This is a genomic window from Kaistia defluvii (genome assembly GCF_040548815.1).
Lineage (GTDB): Bacteria > Pseudomonadota > Alphaproteobacteria > Rhizobiales > Kaistiaceae > Kaistia > Kaistia defluvii_A.
The window spans coordinates 1-15,204 of the sequence record NZ_JBEPSM010000001.1 but is presented as its reverse complement, the minus strand read 5'-3'; the positions used below and the strand labels follow the sequence as shown (position 1 = coordinate 15,204).

Annotated in this window: 17 protein-coding genes; 12 read left to right on the top strand and 5 right to left on the bottom strand. The window is 66.1% G+C overall.

What is annotated here, in order from left to right; translation table 11 throughout:
- Window positions 1–11: 11 nt before the first annotated feature.
- On the bottom strand, window positions 12–1,253 hold the full coding sequence (locus tag ABIE08_RS00085; protein ID WP_354547826.1) for a chloride channel protein: 1,242 nt from the start codon (window positions 1,251–1,253) through the stop codon (window positions 12–14).
- A 131-nt stretch (window positions 1,254–1,384) separates the two neighbouring features.
- Window positions 1,385–1,684 (bottom strand): Dabb family protein, encoded by a 300-nt coding sequence (locus ABIE08_RS00080; RefSeq protein WP_354547824.1) that lies wholly within the window; start codon window positions 1,682–1,684, stop codon window positions 1,385–1,387.
- A 156-nt stretch (window positions 1,685–1,840) separates the two neighbouring features.
- On the opposite strand from ABIE08_RS00080, the gene dxs reads away from it, so the two are divergent.
- The 10 genes from dxs (at window position 1,841) to ABIE08_RS00030 (ending at window position 11,015) form a co-directional block, all read left to right on the top strand.
- Complete coding sequence (dxs, locus tag ABIE08_RS00075) at window positions 1,841–3,763, top strand: 1-deoxy-D-xylulose-5-phosphate synthase (RefSeq protein ID WP_354547823.1); 1,923 nt, start codon at window positions 1,841–1,843, stop codon at window positions 3,761–3,763.
- Window positions 3,764–3,877: 114 nt separating this feature from the next.
- Window positions 3,878–4,366 (top strand): DUF6790 family protein, encoded by a 489-nt coding sequence (locus ABIE08_RS00070; RefSeq protein WP_354547821.1) that lies wholly within the window; start codon window positions 3,878–3,880, stop codon window positions 4,364–4,366.
- 58 nt (window positions 4,367–4,424) lie between these two features.
- The gene (locus ABIE08_RS00065; RefSeq protein WP_354547819.1) at window positions 4,425–4,946 is read left to right on the top strand and encodes a copper chaperone PCu(A)C; all 522 of its coding nucleotides are present in this window, start codon (window positions 4,425–4,427) and stop codon (window positions 4,944–4,946) included.
- The gene (locus ABIE08_RS00060; protein WP_354547818.1) at window positions 4,943–5,566 is read left to right on the top strand and encodes an SCO family protein; all 624 of its coding nucleotides are present in this window, start codon (window positions 4,943–4,945) and stop codon (window positions 5,564–5,566) included. Before ABIE08_RS00065 ends, ABIE08_RS00060 begins: the two co-directional genes overlap by 4 nt.
- Before the next feature lie 488 nt (window positions 5,567–6,054).
- Entirely contained in the window at window positions 6,055–6,324 is a 270-nt protein-coding gene (locus ABIE08_RS00055) for a metal-sensing transcriptional repressor (RefSeq protein WP_354547816.1), read from the top strand.
- A gap of 25 nt (window positions 6,325–6,349) precedes the next feature.
- Complete coding sequence (dmeF, locus tag ABIE08_RS00050; protein WP_436409530.1) at window positions 6,350–7,309, top strand: CDF family Co(II)/Ni(II) efflux transporter DmeF; 960 nt, start codon at window positions 6,350–6,352, stop codon at window positions 7,307–7,309.
- Between the two features lie 85 nt (window positions 7,310–7,394).
- Window positions 7,395–8,123, top strand: a complete 729-nt coding sequence (locus ABIE08_RS00045) for a class I SAM-dependent methyltransferase (RefSeq protein ID WP_354547812.1) — start codon at window positions 7,395–7,397, stop codon at window positions 8,121–8,123.
- Window positions 8,124–8,234: 111 nt separating this feature from the next.
- Window positions 8,235–8,990 carry a TlyA family RNA methyltransferase gene (locus ABIE08_RS00040; RefSeq protein WP_266332902.1) on the top strand — a complete coding sequence of 252 codons (756 nt, stop codon included), beginning with the start codon at window positions 8,235–8,237 and terminating at the stop codon, window positions 8,988–8,990.
- Window positions 8,983–10,257 (top strand): class I SAM-dependent RNA methyltransferase, encoded by a 1,275-nt coding sequence (locus tag ABIE08_RS00035; RefSeq protein WP_354547810.1) that lies wholly within the window; start codon window positions 8,983–8,985, stop codon window positions 10,255–10,257. The genes ABIE08_RS00040 and ABIE08_RS00035 overlap by 8 nt, the downstream gene beginning before the upstream one ends.
- A 287-nt stretch (window positions 10,258–10,544) precedes the next feature.
- Window positions 10,545–11,015, top strand: a complete 471-nt coding sequence (locus ABIE08_RS00030; protein WP_354547808.1) for a DUF1203 domain-containing protein — start codon at window positions 10,545–10,547, stop codon at window positions 11,013–11,015.
- Between the two features lie 247 nt (window positions 11,016–11,262).
- On the opposite strand, the gene ABIE08_RS00025 is transcribed toward ABIE08_RS00030, so the two are convergent.
- From ABIE08_RS00025 to aroC, 3 genes are all read right to left on the bottom strand, one after another.
- A complete protein-coding gene (locus ABIE08_RS00025; protein WP_354547806.1) occupies window positions 11,263–11,835 on the bottom strand; it encodes an NADPH-dependent FMN reductase in 573 nt (190 codons plus the stop codon).
- 109 nt (window positions 11,836–11,944) lie between these two features.
- Window positions 11,945–12,232 (bottom strand): putative quinol monooxygenase, encoded by a 288-nt coding sequence (locus tag ABIE08_RS00020; protein WP_354547805.1) that lies wholly within the window; start codon window positions 12,230–12,232, stop codon window positions 11,945–11,947.
- A gap of 29 nt (window positions 12,233–12,261) precedes the next feature.
- On the bottom strand, window positions 12,262–13,347 hold the full coding sequence (gene aroC, locus ABIE08_RS00015; protein WP_354547803.1) for a chorismate synthase: 1,086 nt from the start codon (window positions 13,345–13,347) through the stop codon (window positions 12,262–12,264).
- 434 nt (window positions 13,348–13,781) lie between these two features.
- Here aroC and ABIE08_RS00010 point away from each other — a divergent pair, with 434 nt between their 5' ends.
- Window positions 13,782–14,060 (top strand): DUF1344 domain-containing protein, encoded by a 279-nt coding sequence (locus ABIE08_RS00010; protein WP_354547801.1) that lies wholly within the window; start codon window positions 13,782–13,784, stop codon window positions 14,058–14,060.
- Between the two features lie 664 nt (window positions 14,061–14,724).
- Window positions 14,725–14,982 carry a DUF1344 domain-containing protein gene (locus ABIE08_RS00005; RefSeq protein ID WP_354547799.1) on the top strand — a complete coding sequence of 86 codons (258 nt, stop codon included), beginning with the start codon at window positions 14,725–14,727 and terminating at the stop codon, window positions 14,980–14,982.
- Window positions 14,983–15,204 lie beyond the last annotated feature (222 nt).

Sequence of the window (15,204 nt, the reverse complement as noted above, 5' to 3'; positions counted from 1 at the left end):
GGGAATCTCCGTCAGTTCCGGAGCGTCGTCTCCGTCAGGTTCTTGTGCATCAGCGACGCCGCCAGCCCGTGATACAGCGATTGCGGCATGATCAGGCTCGAAACGCCGTAGCCGAGCACCGACGCGCACATGATCGGAATGACGTCGCTGTTGTTGCCCGTCATCTCCAGGATGATGACGAAGGCGGTGATGGGAGCCTGCACCACGCCGGCGAAATAGCCGGTCATCCCCAGCAGTGCCGCTATGCCGGCCGTGCCCCCGAGCGCCAGGGCGAACAGACTGCCCAGGCCGGTTCCAACCGCCAGCGATGGCGCGAAGATGCCGCCCGGGATGCCCGAGATGGACGACAGCAGCGTGGCGATGAACTTCGCCGGCCCAAAATACCAGGGCAGGATCTCGCCCTCGAGCGCCAGCCGCGCATGCTCATAGCCGGTGCCGAAGGTGATGCCCCCCGATGCGAGCCCGATCAGAGCCACGACAAGGCCGCAGGATCCCGCGATCACCAGCGTCCGCACCAGCGTCATCTCGCTGGTCCAGCGGCGGATGGTTTGCGTCGACCACAGCATCAGCCGGCCGAACAGGGCGCCAAACAGGCCGCCGAACACACCGCAGAGGCCCACCATGACCCATCCCTGCAGGCCGACGACATGGCCCGAGGCCTGACCGAAATAATTGTAATTGCCAACCAGCCCGAGCGAGACGAGACCGGCGAGGATCACGGCGGACAGGACCAGTCCGGAGGTCTTCGTCTCGAACGATCGGCTCATCTCCTCGATGGCGAAGACGATGCCCGCGAGCGGCGCATTGAACGCCGCCGATATGCCGGCCGCCGATCCTGCCAGGATCAGGCCGCGCGCGCGGTCCGCCCCGCCGATCTGGCCGACCTTGAGCATGATCGCGGCGCCGACCTGAACCGTCGGCCCCTCGCGGCCGATCGATCCGCCTGAAGCAATGCCTACCAGGGTCAGCAGGATCTTGCCGAAGGCGACGCGCAGCGACAGCAGCTTGTTGCGGGACGCTTCATCGGTCATCTCGCAGGCAGCGATCGCATGCTGGATGCCGCTGCCGGCCGAGCCGGGAAATACCGTGCGCGCCAGATGGGCGCAGAGCATGAAACCGAGCGGCGTCAGGATCAGGGGGATCCAGAACGCCTGGCTGGACACAAGGTGAAAGAGCGATTGCGCCTGGTCGGCCGCATAGGCGAAGGCGACGCTGACCAGGCCCGTGACGCCCGCGCCAGCCCAGAAGACCACGCGCCGTCGCCACACGTCGCGGGAAAGCCAGGCAGGCTGCGACCGCTTCAGTTTCCGTCTTAACAACAACAATCCACTCCCTAGGGAAAATCGGGCCGCGCACGCTGACGTAGGCCGGAGGGCCCAGCGGTTCAGTCGGCGGTCAGGGGCACGTAGTCGATCTCCAGGAACGACTCGACCTCGGGGATCCAGCGGTCCCGAACGAAGGCGACATGGTCGGGATGATCGTTATACAGGGAATAAGCGGCCTCGTCGGCGAACTCCATGGAGAAGCCGAAATCATAGTCGTTCTTGGGGCTGACCTGGCGCAGCTGCTCGAAGTTTCCGACGCCCGGGATCGCGGCGAGGATGCGGGCATCGGCGAGAAACCTTCCCTCCGCCTCGGAGCCGCGGGAACGCTTGAGACGGAAGACGACAGTATGGCGGATCATGCAAAGGCTCCTTCGATTCAGGAGAAATGCACAGTAGAGGACGCGGAAGCGCGTGCAACCGCGCGGATATGGCCCGCCCCCTCGGCCTTGACCGCGTTGCCACCCGTCGCCACGTCGTGTAACCGTGCCCCTTCACATAACAGTCTTGTTTCATAGATGACCGGCAAGCCCGAAACGCCCCTTCTCGACACCGTCACCACGCCCGAAGATCTCCGTCGCCTGCCGGAGAGCTCGCTCGTGCAGCTGGCGGCCGAACTCCGCGCCGAGACCATTGATGCGGTTTCGATCACCGGCGGCCATCTTGGCGCCGGCCTCGGCGTCGTCGAGCTGACGGTGGCGCTGCACTACGTGTTCAACACGCCCGCCGACCGGATCATCTGGGACGTCGGCCATCAGGCCTACCCGCACAAGATCCTGACCGGCCGCCGCGACCGCATCCGCACGCTGCGCCAGACGCATGGGCTCTCGGGCTTCACCAAGCGGGCAGAGAGCGAATACGACCCGTTCGGCGCCGCCCACTCCTCGACCTCGATCTCGGCCGGCCTCGGCATGGCGGTGGCGCGCGACCTTTCCGAAGGCGACAATGCCGTCGTCTGCGTGATCGGCGACGGCGCAATGTCGGCCGGCATGGCCTATGAGGCGATGAACAATGCTGGTGCCCTGCGCTCGCGGCTGATCGTCATCCTGAACGACAACGACATGTCGATCGCGCCGCCGGTTGGCGCCATGTCGGCCTATCTGGCGCGCCTGGTCTCGGGCCGCGCCTATCGCTCGTTCCGCGAAGTGGCGAAGCAGCTGACCAAGAAGCTGCCGCGCATCTTCCACGACAAGGCGAAGCAGACCGAGGAATATGCGCGCGGCTTCTTCACCGGCGGCACGCTGTTCGAGGAACTCGGCTTCTACTATGTCGGGCCGATCGACGGCCACAATCTCGATCACCTGCTGCCGATCCTGCGCAATCTGCGCGATGCGCCGGAAGGTCCGATCCTGCTGCATGTCGTGACGCAGAAGGGCAAGGGCTACGCCCCGGCCGAGGCCGCCGCCGACAAGTATCACGGCGTCAACCGCTTCGACGTCATCACCGGCAAGCAGGCCAAGGCGACGCCCAACGCGCCGAGCTATACGCGTGTTTTCGCGGAAACGCTGATCAAGGAAGCCGAAGCCGACGACAAGATCGTCGCCGTCACCGCCGCCATGCCGACCGGCACCGGCCTCGACCTGTTCGGCCAGGCCTTCCCTAGCCGCACCTTCGATGTCGGCATCGCCGAGCAGCACGCCGTCACCTTCGCCGCGGGCCTTGCCTCGGAAGGCTACAAGCCGTTCTGCGCGATCTATTCGACCTTCCTGCAGCGCGGCTACGACCAGATCGTCCATGACGTGGCGATCCAGAAATTGCCGGTGCGCTTCGCGATCGATCGCGCCGGTTTCGTCGGCGCCGACGGGCCGACCCATGCCGGCTCGTTCGACACCGGCTTCCTGACCGCGCTGCCGGGCATGATCGTCATGGCGCCGTCCGACGAGGCCGAACTGGTGCACATGATCGCGACCTCGGTCGCCATCGACGACGCGCCCTCCTCCTTCCGCTATCCGCGCGGCGAAGGCGTCGGCATCGACATGCCGGCACGCGGCGAGGTCCTGCCGATCGGCAAGGGCCGGATCCTGCGGGAGGGATCGAAGATCGCCATCCTCTCCTTCGGCACGCGTCTCAAGGACGCGATGAAGGCGGCGGAAGAACTGGATACCTACGGCCTCTCGACGACGGTCGCCGATGCCCGCTTCGCCAAGCCGCTCGACACCAACCTCGTGCTGGACCTAGCCCGCAATCACGAAGTCGTGATCACGGTCGAGGAAGGCGCGGTCGGCGGCTTCGGCGGCCAGGTCCTGGCCTTCCTCGCCGGCGCCGGCGCCTTCGATCGCGGTCTCAAGATCCGCACGTTGGTGATGCCGGACGAGTTCACCGATCACGACAAGCCCGAGGCGATGATCGTTTCCAGCGGGCTCGACGCGCGCGGCATCGTTGCGACGGTGTTCGAGGCGCTCGGCCGCGGCGACGAGGCGGCGGCGATCCGGCTGGCCTGAAATCCAGCCTTCACCACGTAAACTTGGCGCCATTCCGTTTCGTCACGTCACGACTCGTTCTACCCGATAGCGGACGGGATCCCCTTAGGATATCCGGCCGAAGGGGGAACGAGGATGGTATCCGACGCGATCCGGCTGGCGCTGACGAACCTGCCAAGCCTGCTGTTTTTCGCAGCCCTGCTCATCGCCACCCTGCGCGGCGGTTCGGCGCGAGCCTATCTCGACTGGCTGCTTCTGCTCTCCATCGGGGTCACCAATGTCTGGGCCGGCCTCTACCACGTCTTCGCGCCGGAAACGGCCGCGGCGTTCATCGGCTGGCAGGTCAGCCCGTTCCAGTTCGAGGTAGGCATCGCCGATATCGCGCTCGGCGTCATCGCCATCGTCGCGTTCTGGCAAACGCTGGCGTTCAAGGCCGCCGTGATCCTCTTCACCACGGTCTATTACGTCGGGCTTGTGATCGGCCACATCCACCAGATCGTCAGCGCCGGCAACTGGGCGGCCGGCAATGCGGGGGCGCTCCTGCTCCTGACGGTGCTCCAACCGATCCTGCTCATCGCCTGCTACTGGATCCTCACACGACGCCAGGCCGCCAGGCCGCTCTGACGTCCGCCACATCGTCGCACGGCTCGCGCGGCAGTCCGCCGCGCTTTGCAAGCGCGGCGTGCGGGGCTATCTCTGCGACATGATCAAGCACATCGCCCTTTCGCTCCTTCTCGCCGCGTCGCTGGCAACGCCTGCGCTCGCCGATGTCACCGCCGGCCCGCTCGTCATCAGCGAGCCCTGGTCGCGCGCGACGCCGCCCGGCGCCAAGGTCGGCGGCGGCTACCTGACCATCCAGAACACCGGCACCGAGCCGGATACGCTGGTCTCGGTCGCCTCGCCCGTCTCCGAAAAGACCGAGCTTCACCTGATGAAGACCGAGGATGGGGTGATGACGATGCGTCCCGCGACCGACGGCGTCGAGATCCCGGCCGGCCAGACGCTGACGCTGGAGCCCGGCGGCTACCACATCATGTTCATCCGCCCGAAGGCGCCCTTCGTGCAGGGCGAGACCGTGCCGCTGACGCTGACCTTCGCCAAGGCCGGCCCTGTCGAGGTCGAACTGACCATTTCGCCGATCGGCGCGCCCGGCCCGAAGACGGATCATTCCATGCACATGAACCATGACGGCGCCGCGAAATGAGCGACAGCAGCAAGCCCGACGCCAGCCGCAAGACGCTGCGAACCATCCGCTACATCCTCTGGGGCCTGGTCGCCGTCGCGGTCATCGCCGTCGCCGGCTTCGCGGTGACGCAGAAGAAGGGCGGCGCCAGCCTGACCACCAGCGCGATCGGCGGGCCGTTCTCGGTCGTCGACCAGAAGGGCCAGCCCGTCACCGAGGCGGCGCTGAAGGGACATCCCTCGGCGATGTTCTTCGGCTTCACCTTCTGCCCGGACGTCTGCCCGACCACGCTGTTCCAGGCGACGCAGTGGCTGAAGCAGCTCGGCCCGGACGGCGACAAGCTCAAGGTCTTTTTCGTCACCGTCGACCCCGAGCGCGACACGCCCGAGCAGATGGACAACTATCTGCACGCCTTCGATCCGCGCATCATCGGCCTGACCGGCAGCCGGCCGCAGATCGACGCGATGCTGAAGGCGTACCGGGTCTATTCGAAGAAGGTCGGCGAGGGCGAGGACTACACGATGGACCACGCGGCCGCCGTGTACCTGCTCGATTCCGACGCCAATTTCGTCGGCACGGTCGACTATCACGAGAAGGACGAGACGATCATGGCCAAGCTGAAGCGCCTCGTCGCCGGCTAGGCAGGGACACCGGACGCCGCTTGCGGCAAGGTTCCCGACAGGGGCGCGACGGGCATCGTCGCGCCCCTTTTCGTTTGCGGTCGGCTCGGCGTCTGGCCCACCTGCCGCCATTGCGCCGCCTGGAGTGTCCGCTCCAATGCTTCAGGTAGCTCGACCAACATCCTGAGGTGCCCGGCAAAGCCGGACCTCGAAGGAGGGTCCAGCGAACGCTCAGATGGCGCGATTTTGCTCGACTTCCGGATTCCCTGAAAGGCCGGATTGCCCACTGGAGCGCCTCCTTCGAGGCTTCGCGGAAGCGAAGCGCCTCAGGATGAGGGCGGAGCCGATTGATCTGCCTGAAGAGGCAAAGCTTGCCAGCCGGCCGTATCGGCCGAATTCAGCGGCCCGATCCGGAGGCCGCCACCTTCCCTCGCACGGGCCCTCCGCAACCCGTCGCCAGATGAGATACTCCCGCTTGCTGTATCCCCTCCCCCAGGATAGGATATCGCATGAGCCACGCCCAGAACCCCGATATCCTGCTCCGCCTGCGCCGCGCCTCCGGCCACCTGACCAGCGTCATCGCCATGGTCGAGGACGGCCGTGACTGCCTTGATCTCGCCCAGCAGATGCAGGCCGTGATCAAGGCGATCGAAAGCACCAAGCGCATCCTGATCCACCACCATATCGACGAGCATCTGGGGGCGGCCGCCAGCGCCCTGCCCGCCGCCGAGGCCCGCGCTCTGGTCGAGGAAATCAAGGAAGTCAGCAAGTATCTCTGAGGAGCGGACGGGCCATGGCAGGAGTATCGCAATGAACGCGTCGCAAGCCCTCGGGGGCCACGAACACGTCTTCCTCGGCGCCTCGCACGATCGCAACCAGCGCCGGACGATGATCGTCGTCGGCATCACGACGCTGACCATGCTGGCCGAAATCGTCGGCGGCTATGTCTATGGCTCGATGGCGCTGCTGGCGGACGGCTTCCACATGTCGACGCATGCCGGCGCCCTGCTGGTGGCGGCGCTCGCCTATCGCTATGCCCGCCGCCACGCGCATGACCCCGCCTTCACCTTCGGCACCGGCAAGATCGGCGACCTCGCCGCCTTTGCCAGCGCCGTCATCCTCGGGGTCATCGCCGTGCTGATCGCCGCCGATGCCGCCTGGCGCCTCGCCCATCCCATCGACATCAGCTTCAACCCGGCGATCGCCGTCGCGGTCATCGGCCTCGCCGTCAATCTGGTCAGCGCCGCGCTGCTGCACGAGAGCACGGGACACAGCCACGGCCATGACGACCACCACGGGCATGACCATGATCATGCGCACCACGATCATGGCGGCGCCCGGGATCACAATCTGCGCGCCGCCTATGTCCATGTGCTTGCCGATGCGGCCACCTCTGTGCTCGCCATCACGGCGCTGCTCGCCGGGCGCTTCCTGAACTGGGTCTGGCTGGATCCGGCCGTCGGCATTCTCGGCGCAGCGGTGATAGCGAGTTGGTCGCTGCAACTGATGCGCGACAGCGGCCGCATCCTGGTCGACACCGTGCCCGATCCGGATCTCGCCACCGCCATGCGCGCCCGGATCGAGCAGAATGGCGACCGGGTCACCGACCTGCATCTCTGGCGCGTCGGCCCCGGCCACAACGCCGCGGTGATCAGCCTCGTTTCGGCCCATCCGCAATCGCCCGACGTCTACCGCAAGAAGCTCGCGGCCCTGCACGCGCTGTCGCATGTCACGGTCGAGGTGCAGGCCGCGCCGGCCGTTTAGTCAGGCTGGTGCGCGAAGCGAGCCCAGCGCAATTGTGGTAGGAGACGCACCCCGGCCGGCGAAAACCGATGGAGGTGCGAGCGCCATGACCCAGAATATTTACGACAATCCCGCCTTCTTCGAGGGCTACAGCCAGCTCGGTCGGTCCGTCCATGGACTGGCGGGGGCTGCAGAATGGCCGGCACTGCGCGCCATGCTGCCGGAACTGCGCGGGCTTCGCGTGGTAGATCTGGGCTGCGGCTATGGCTGGTTCTGCCGCCATGCGAGCGAACAGGGCGCGGCCTCCGTGCTCGGGCTCGACGTGTCGGAGGCGATGCTGGCGCGCGCCACCTCCATGACCAAGGATCCCCTTATCCGCTACGAGCGCGCCGATCTCGAGACGCTGGAACTGCCCGAGGCCGCGTTCGATTTCGTCTATAGCTCGCTGACGCTGCACTATATCGAGGACCTGCCGCGCCTTTTGGCAACCGTGCATCGCGCGCTGGTACCGGGCGGCAGGCTCGTCTTCTCGATCGAACATCCGATCTATATGGCGCCGACCAACCCCAGCTGGGTGATCGATGCCGAAGGCCGCCGCACCTGGCCGCTCGACCGCTACAGCGCCGAAGGGCCGCGCTCGACCGACTGGCTCGCCAAGGGCGTCATCAAGCACCATCGCACCATCGGCACCCAGCTCAACATGATGATCCGGCAGGGTTTCACCATCACCCATTTCGAGGAATGGGGGCCGACCGACGCCGAGATCGCCGCGCAGCCGGCGCTGGCCGAGGAGCGAGACCGGCCGATGATGATGCTGATCGCGGCACATCGATAGGCGCCCCTTTCGCGCCAGCTCGCCCCTTTCGGCGGTCTGCGGGACCTGCGACGCGTGCCTGCGGCCCGATAGCGCTTGCGCTTGGCCGCCGCGCACGCCATCACTCGCGCCATGAACGACACCACACATCGCCTGGACATGGTCCTGCTGGCGCGCGGGCTGGTCGCCTCGCGGGCCAAGGCGCGCGACGCCGTCCTGCGCGGCCATGTCCGCGTCGACGGGGTCCTGATCACCAAACCCGCCGCAACCATCCGTCAGAACGCCACGCTTGAGATCGACGATCCCGCGCAGCGCTACGTCTCGCGCGCCGCGCTGAAGCTCGTCGCCGGGCTGGATCATTTCGGCTATGACCCGACCGGCCGCACCGCGCTCGATCTCGGCGCCTCGACCGGCGGCTTCACCGAAGTTCTGCTCGAACGCGGCGCGCGCCATGTCCATGCGCTCGATGTCGGGCATGGCCAGCTGCATCCGCGCGTGGCCGGCCGGTCGCGCGTCACCATGCGCGAAGGCCTGAATGTCCGCGACCTGACGGCCGAGGACATTGGCGAACCCTTCGACGCCATCGTCTGCGATGTCTCGTTCATCTCGCTCCGCCTGGCGCTGCCGCCGGCGCTCGAGCTGGCCGAGCCTGGCAGCTGGGGCGTCCTGCTGGTCAAGCCGCAGTTCGAGGTCGGCAAGGACGGCATCAACAAGAGCGGCCTGGTTCGCGATCCCCTGGAAGGCGAGGCCGCTGTCGAGCGCATCGTTGACTGGATTGCCGCGGAGCCGGGATGGGTCGTCGACGGCCTCGTCCCCTCCCCGATCGCCGGTGGCGACGGCAATCATGAATTCCTGCTCGGCGTTAGGAAAGAAACAGCCCATGGCTGAAACCCTCACCATCACTTCCCTCGGCCATGAGGGCGACGGCATCGCCGAGACCGCGTCGGGCCAGAAGGTGTTCGTGCCCTTCACCCTGCCGGGCGAAGTCGTCACGGCCGATATCGACGGCGAGCGCGGCCACCTGGTTTCGATCATCACGCCGAGCCCGGACCGCATCGCGCCCGCCTGCCGGCATTTCACCGTCTGCGGCGGCTGCTCGCTGCAGCATTGGGCGCCGGAGAAATACCAGGCCTGGAAGCGCGAGCTGGTCGTGCACGCCTTCGCCCAGCGCGGCATCGAAACGGAGGTCAATCCGGTGATCCCGGTTGCGCCCCATTCGCGCCGCCGCGCCGTCTTCACCCTGTCGCGCACCGAACAGGGCGTCGTGCTTGGCTTCAACAAGCGCGAGAGCCACGACATCCTGGCGATCGAGGAATGCCCGCTGCTGGTGCCCGAGATCGAAACACGGCGCGACAAGCTCGCTGCCCTGGCCGACCGGCTGATGGATCGCGGCAAGCGCGCCCGCATGACCGTGGTCTCGACCGATACCGGCCTCGACGTGTCGCTGGAAGGCGCGCGCAAGCCCGGCCGTGCCGACTATGAGGCGCTCGGTCGCGCCGCGGTCGACGGCTCGATCTCGCGGCTGACGGTCGATGGCGCTGAAATCTTCATGAGCCGCGTGCCGGAAATCCGCAACGACCCGATCGTGCTCTATCCGAGCGCCGGCGGCTTCCTGCAGGCGACGGCCAGTTCCGAACTGGCCATGGCCGACCTCGTCGACGCCGCGATCGGCAAGTCGGGCGGCCCGGTGCTCGATCTCTTCTCCGGCATCGGCACCTTCACGCTGAAGCTGGCGCGGCGCTTTCCCGTTCTCGCCGTCGAGGGCGAGACCAAGCTGCTACAGGCGCTCGACCGCTCGATGCGCTTTTCCACCGGCATCCGGGCGGTGACAACCCGCCGGCGCGACCTGTTCCTCAATCCCATGGCACCGGTCGAGCTGAAGGAATTCAAGGCCGTCGTGTTCGACCCGCCCCGCGCCGGCGCCAAGGCGCAGGCCGAGACGCTGGCGAAGTCGATCGTGCCGAAGATCGTCGGCGTTTCCTGCAATCCCGCGACGCTCGCCCGCGACGCGCGCATCCTGATCGACGGCGGCTACAAGCTCACCAGCGTCACGCCGGTCGACCAGTTCCTGTGGTCGGGCCATGTCGAGGTGGTGGCGACCTTCGAGCTCGCCCGCAAGAGCGCCAGCAAGGGCCGCCCGGTGCGGTTGAGCTGATCGGCCGGCTGGGACCCGTCTGGGTGGCGGAAGCCCAGGAAAGCCCCTCACCCAACCCTCTCCCGCAAGCGGGCGAGGGCTTTTGCGGCCGGCGCTCTTCGCCATATGGCGCGACAGTCGCCACAAGCACCACCTGCCCCCTCGCCCGCTTGCGGGAGAGGGCTGGGGTGAGGGTCTGAACGCCAGGCTCAGACAGGACGCTCCCGCAATTCGGCGGCAAGAACCGGATAGAACCGGCGCGCCCTCCCGCGTTAGCTCGCAGCTTCCAAACCCATGAGGAAGCCTCGATGCCCGCCCTTCGCTATGTCGCTATTCCCAGCACCGCCGCCGCGCATTATCGCAGCGGCGGGCTCGATGCCAACGGACAGGCGCCCGAGCGTCGCCTCTCGGACGGCCAAGGCGTGCCCTGCCGTCACTGCCTCGACATCGTCCCCGCCGGATCCGACTATCTGATCCTCGCCCACCGGCCGTTCGAGACGATTAACCCCTATGCCGAACTGGGGCCGATCTTCCTGTGCGCCGACGCCTGTGTCCGCGCCGAGGAGAGCGACGCGCTGCCGCCGATGCTGACCTCGACGGCCTACATCATCCGCGGCTATTCGGCCGATGAGCGCATCGTCTATGGCAGCGGCAAGGTGGTGCCGCGCGAAAGGCTTGGCGCCGAGGCGGACGAACGGCTCGCCCGCGACGACATCGCCTTCGTCCATGTTCGCTCCTCGACCAACAACTGCTTCCAGTGCCGGATCGAGCGGGGGTGAGGCGAGCTATGGGCTCGTTGTTTCACCTCTCCCTGAGAGAGAGGTCGACGGCCGCAGGCCGACGGGTGAGGGTTTACGGCCTGACCGAGATAGAAGCCATCGTCCGAGCCTTATGCGGAGGGTTTCCTAACCCCTCACCCGGAGCTTCGCTCCGACCTCTTCCTCAGGGAGAGATGAAAAAGCGCAGCGCGTTCAGAAAAATGGCGGCCCGAGGCCGCCATTTTCACTTGTGCGGGAGAGGCGACGATCAGGCAGCCGCCAGTTCCTTGCGGCCCGCCTTCAGCGTCGCGCCGACCTTGGCAATGCGGTTCAGCATGAGATTGGCGGAATCGACGAAGCTCGCCGGCGGCACGAACAGATCGTCCTGGCGGTATTGCGAAAAGAACGGAATGTTGACCTCGCCCGCCACGACCAGACCGACCGCGCCGGCGACCGGCTTCAGCAGTTGCACCGCCCGGGTGCCGCCGGAGACGCCGCCATAGCTGACGAAGCCGAGCGGCTTGTCGGCCCATTCATGCGAGAGGTAGTCGATCGCGTTCTTGATCGAGGCCGGGAAGCCGTGATTGTACTCGGGCAGCACGAAGACGAAGGCATCGGCCGCGTCAATCGTCGCGCTCCAGTCCTTGGTGTGCTGATGCACATATTGGCGCATGCGCGGGTGGTTGGGCTCGTCGAACATCGGCAGGTTGACCGCCTTCAGGTCCACGAGTTCGGCCTGGAAGTCCTTGTGCGCGGCGGCGACGCCGTTGAACCAGGTGCCGATGGAAAGGCCGGCGCGGCCCGGACGGGTCGAGGCGACGATGGTTTGAAGCTTGAGCAAGGTGAAGCGTCCTGTGCAGATCCGATAAGCCTGTGATACCATATATAGGGCTTATCAGATCGCCGGGAGGTGAACGGTGCGTCAACCGTTCCCGCTCCGACGCGGCCGCTCAGTCGATCGGATCGAAATAGGAGCCGACGGGCGCGGCCGCGAAAAGCCCCCGCGCCTGCTGCAACAGGTCCGGCGGGATGTTCTTGACCGAGGCCTGGTGCGCCTCGGGCGTTTCCCAATGCTCGATCATGAGAAAGCGCGCGGCGTCGTCCCGGTCGCGGAACAGCTGGCAGGACAGCGCGCCCTCCGAGCCCAGGATCAGGGGCGTGATCGAGGCAAGGAAATGGGCCAGAGCGTCCTCCTGGCCCGCGAGGGCCCGAAACTCGCCAATCCGTGCGATCGCCATGACGTCCTCCCCAAGCTGCGTGGTAGAGCCTAGCCGTTCTGGCCCCGATGACGAAGATAATGATCCGCGATGGCGCAGGCGACCATAGCCTCGCCGATCGGCACAGCGCGGATGCCGACGCAGGGGTCGTGCCGGCCCTTGGTCATGACGTCGACTTCCTCGCCCTGCGCCGTGATCGAGCGGCGCGTGGTCAGGATCGACGAGGTCGGCTTGACGGCGAAGCGGGCGACGATCGGCTGGCCGGTCGAGATGCCGCCCAGAATGCCGCCGGCATGGTTGGAGAGGAACAGCGGCTTGCCGTCATTGCCCATCCGCATCTCGTCGGCGTTTTCTTCGCCCGTAAGCGCGGCGGCATCAAAGCCCTCGCCGATCTCGACGCCCTTCACGGCGTTGATCGACATCAGCAGACTGGCGATATCCTGGTCGAGCTTGGCATAGACCGGCGCACCGAGGCCGGCCGGCACGCCCTCGGCGATGACCTCGATGACCGCGCCAGCGGAAGAGCCTGCCTTGCGGATGCCGTCCAGATATTCCTCCCACACCGTCGCCGTCTGGGCGTCAGGGCAGAAGAAGGGGTTCTGGTCGACCTCGTTCCAGTTCCAGCGCGAGCGGTCGATCTTGTGCGGGCCGATCTGCACCAGCGCGCCGCGCACGCTCATGCCCGGCACGACCTTGCGGGCGATGGCGCCGGCGGCGACGCGGGCCGCCGTCTCGCGCGCCGAGGAACGGCCGCCGCCGCGATAATCGCGGATGCCGTATTTCAGGTCATAGGTGAAGTCGGCATGGCCCGGCCGGTAACGATCCTTGATGTCGCCATAGTCCTTGGAGCGCTGGTCGACATTCTGGATCTCGAGCGCAATCGGCGTGCCGGTGGTGAGCAGCGTGCCATCTTCCTGGGGCAGGACGCCGGAAAGAATGCGCACCTCGTCGGGCTCGCGGCGCTGGGTGGTGAAGCGCGAGGTGCCGGGCTTGCGCTTGTCCATCCAGGCCTGGATCTCGGCCTCGGAGATGGCGATGCGCGGCGGGCAGCCGTCGACGACCGCGCCCAGCGCGGGTCCGTGGCTCTCGCCCCAGGTCGTGACGCGAAACAGATGGCCGAAGGTATTGTGCGACATGGGCGAAGGCGCTCCCGGTGATTGGCCCCGGTTCTAGAAAGCCAGCGGCCTTCCGTCAAACGCCAGCTTCGCGCGGGCCCGGATATGCGCGAGCGGTGCATAGAGAGTGAGCACAGGACACCATCACTTGCACTGATGGTAAGCTTTGCTATTATCAGCCATAAGGACTTACACGAAAGCGTGATTACGCAAGGCCGGACGGCGCGACATGTCACATCCACCCCTACGATCCCCGCGAAACCGCCGGGCTTGGCTCCCCCTAAGCCTTCTGGCAGCGAAAGCGACCTTCAAGCGCTAAGCCGATGAATTCCTTGTGAATTGCCTTCGAACGAGAGGACTCCATTTTCCGACGCAGCCAGGAACGGGCACCGCTTCCCCCCGCGGATCGCTTCATCGGACCCTGGCTTGACCCTGCAGGAACTGGAAACCACACCATGCGCCATCTCGTTCTCGCCGCCGCGTCTGTCGCCCTTCTGTCTTCGGGCGCTGTCGCTTACGCCGCCGAAGAAGTCGAAGGCTCGGTCGAAAGCGTCAATGTCGGACACGGCACATTGACGCTGCAATCCGGGCAGACATTCACCTTCGCCAACCCGGCGGTGCTCTATGGAATCGTGCCCGGCCAGTCGGTGGGCGTGAGCTATACCGGCCGGAACCAGGGCATCACGGCTTTCGACCCCCACCCGGAGAGTGACGGCGACCACGGAAATTACTGACCTCCCCGTTGACGCTACTCTCTGAAAGCGGCGCCCGGCACCCCTCCGGGCGCCGCTATCTTTTTAGGTCCTCCCCGATGGCCGCCGACGGGGGCCCGCCGGGCCAAGGGCCTGCCCTCCGAGTCGAGTTCGTCGTCCCCGCGGGGGTTGCTGGCGAAGCGGGGAGTTCTTCTCACCAGCCAGCCCCCTTGTCTCGCTTCCACCATCCGCCAGCCGGCAAACCGCGCGGGACCATGTGGGAAGCTCGGGCAATGATAAGTGGCCGTACTTTTCATGGGCGATCGGGTGCCCGAGAGCTCGATTCGACCGGGCCCAAAGCCCGCGATCGATCCCGCCGGATCCATTTGATGAGCTTTTACTACAATAAGCAGTGACACATAATGAACAGTGCCCTTGGGTTCAGTGAACAATCCGATAGCGCTGCGCCTATCAAATTCCTAAATCAGGCAGCTTTGTAGAATTTTCGTCTCGTATCAGTCGATTATGTATTCGAAAATAGAAATGCCAGGGTCTGAACGGCCGATTTCGCAAAATATCGGGCGCTTGCAAACCGCGATGGACAGGACCAAATTCAGCTCACCGGCGACGGACTGAACGAAACCGCCCCACAGAAAAAGGGGTCGTCGCTGCAAGCGGTCGAATGAATCGACCAGGAGAAAAAAAGATGCGTAACCTTATCATTGCTGCCGCCTCCGTCGCGTTCCTTGCTTCCGGCGCAGCCGCCATGGCCGCCGAGCAGACCGAAGGCACCGTCACCAGCGTCAACGCTTCGGCCGGTACGCTGACCCTGCAGGACGGCCAGACGTTCAATTTCGCCAATGGCACCCAGCTCTACGGCATCCTGCCCGGCCAGACGGTCGGCGTGACCCACGATGGCAGCCAGGGCCTCGGCGCCTTCAATCCGAAGCCGGCCAACGACTGATCGCCCTCGCGATCTCGAGCTGAGCTTCCAGGCCGGCGTCCGGCTTCCTCCCTCCCGGACACCGGCTTGATCTACCGCCTGCCCCCCCGACAGGCGGACGGGAATGGCCCCTCCCCCGACCGGGCCAAATCACGTCGAACGCGGTTCGACAAGGAGACTCAAATGCGTAATCTGATCCTCGCCGCTGCTTCCGTTGCCTTCCTCGCTTCGGGCGCCGCCGCC

Bases quoted from the DNA above. Each gene is read 5' to 3' on its own strand.
- ABIE08_RS00080 (WP_354547824.1), bottom strand. From the start codon at position 1,684: ATGATCCGCCATACTGTCGTCTTCCGTCTCAAGCGTTCCCGCGGCTCC.
- dxs (WP_354547823.1), top strand. From the start codon at position 1,841: ATGACCGGCAAGCCCGAAACGCCCCTTCTCGACACCGTCACCACGCCC.
- ABIE08_RS00070 (WP_354547821.1), top strand. From the start codon at position 3,878: ATGGTATCCGACGCGATCCGGCTGGCGCTGACGAACCTGCCAAGCCTG.
- ABIE08_RS00060 (WP_354547818.1), top strand. From the start codon at position 4,943: ATGAGCGACAGCAGCAAGCCCGACGCCAGCCGCAAGACGCTGCGAACC.
- ABIE08_RS00055 (WP_354547816.1), top strand. From the start codon at position 6,055: ATGAGCCACGCCCAGAACCCCGATATCCTGCTCCGCCTGCGCCGCGCC.
- ABIE08_RS00045 (WP_354547812.1), top strand. From the start codon at position 7,395: ATGACCCAGAATATTTACGACAATCCCGCCTTCTTCGAGGGCTACAGC.
- ABIE08_RS00040 (WP_266332902.1), top strand. From the start codon at position 8,235: ATGAACGACACCACACATCGCCTGGACATGGTCCTGCTGGCGCGCGGG.
- ABIE08_RS00035 (WP_354547810.1), top strand. From the start codon at position 8,983: ATGGCTGAAACCCTCACCATCACTTCCCTCGGCCATGAGGGCGACGGC.
- ABIE08_RS00030 (WP_354547808.1), top strand. From the start codon at position 10,545: ATGCCCGCCCTTCGCTATGTCGCTATTCCCAGCACCGCCGCCGCGCAT.
- ABIE08_RS00020 (WP_354547805.1), bottom strand. From the start codon at position 12,232: ATGGCGATCGCACGGATTGGCGAGTTTCGGGCCCTCGCGGGCCAGGAG.
- aroC (WP_354547803.1), bottom strand. From the start codon at position 13,347: ATGTCGCACAATACCTTCGGCCATCTGTTTCGCGTCACGACCTGGGGC.
- ABIE08_RS00010 (WP_354547801.1), top strand. From the start codon at position 13,782: ATGCGCCATCTCGTTCTCGCCGCCGCGTCTGTCGCCCTTCTGTCTTCG.
- ABIE08_RS00005 (WP_354547799.1), top strand. From the start codon at position 14,725: ATGCGTAACCTTATCATTGCTGCCGCCTCCGTCGCGTTCCTTGCTTCC.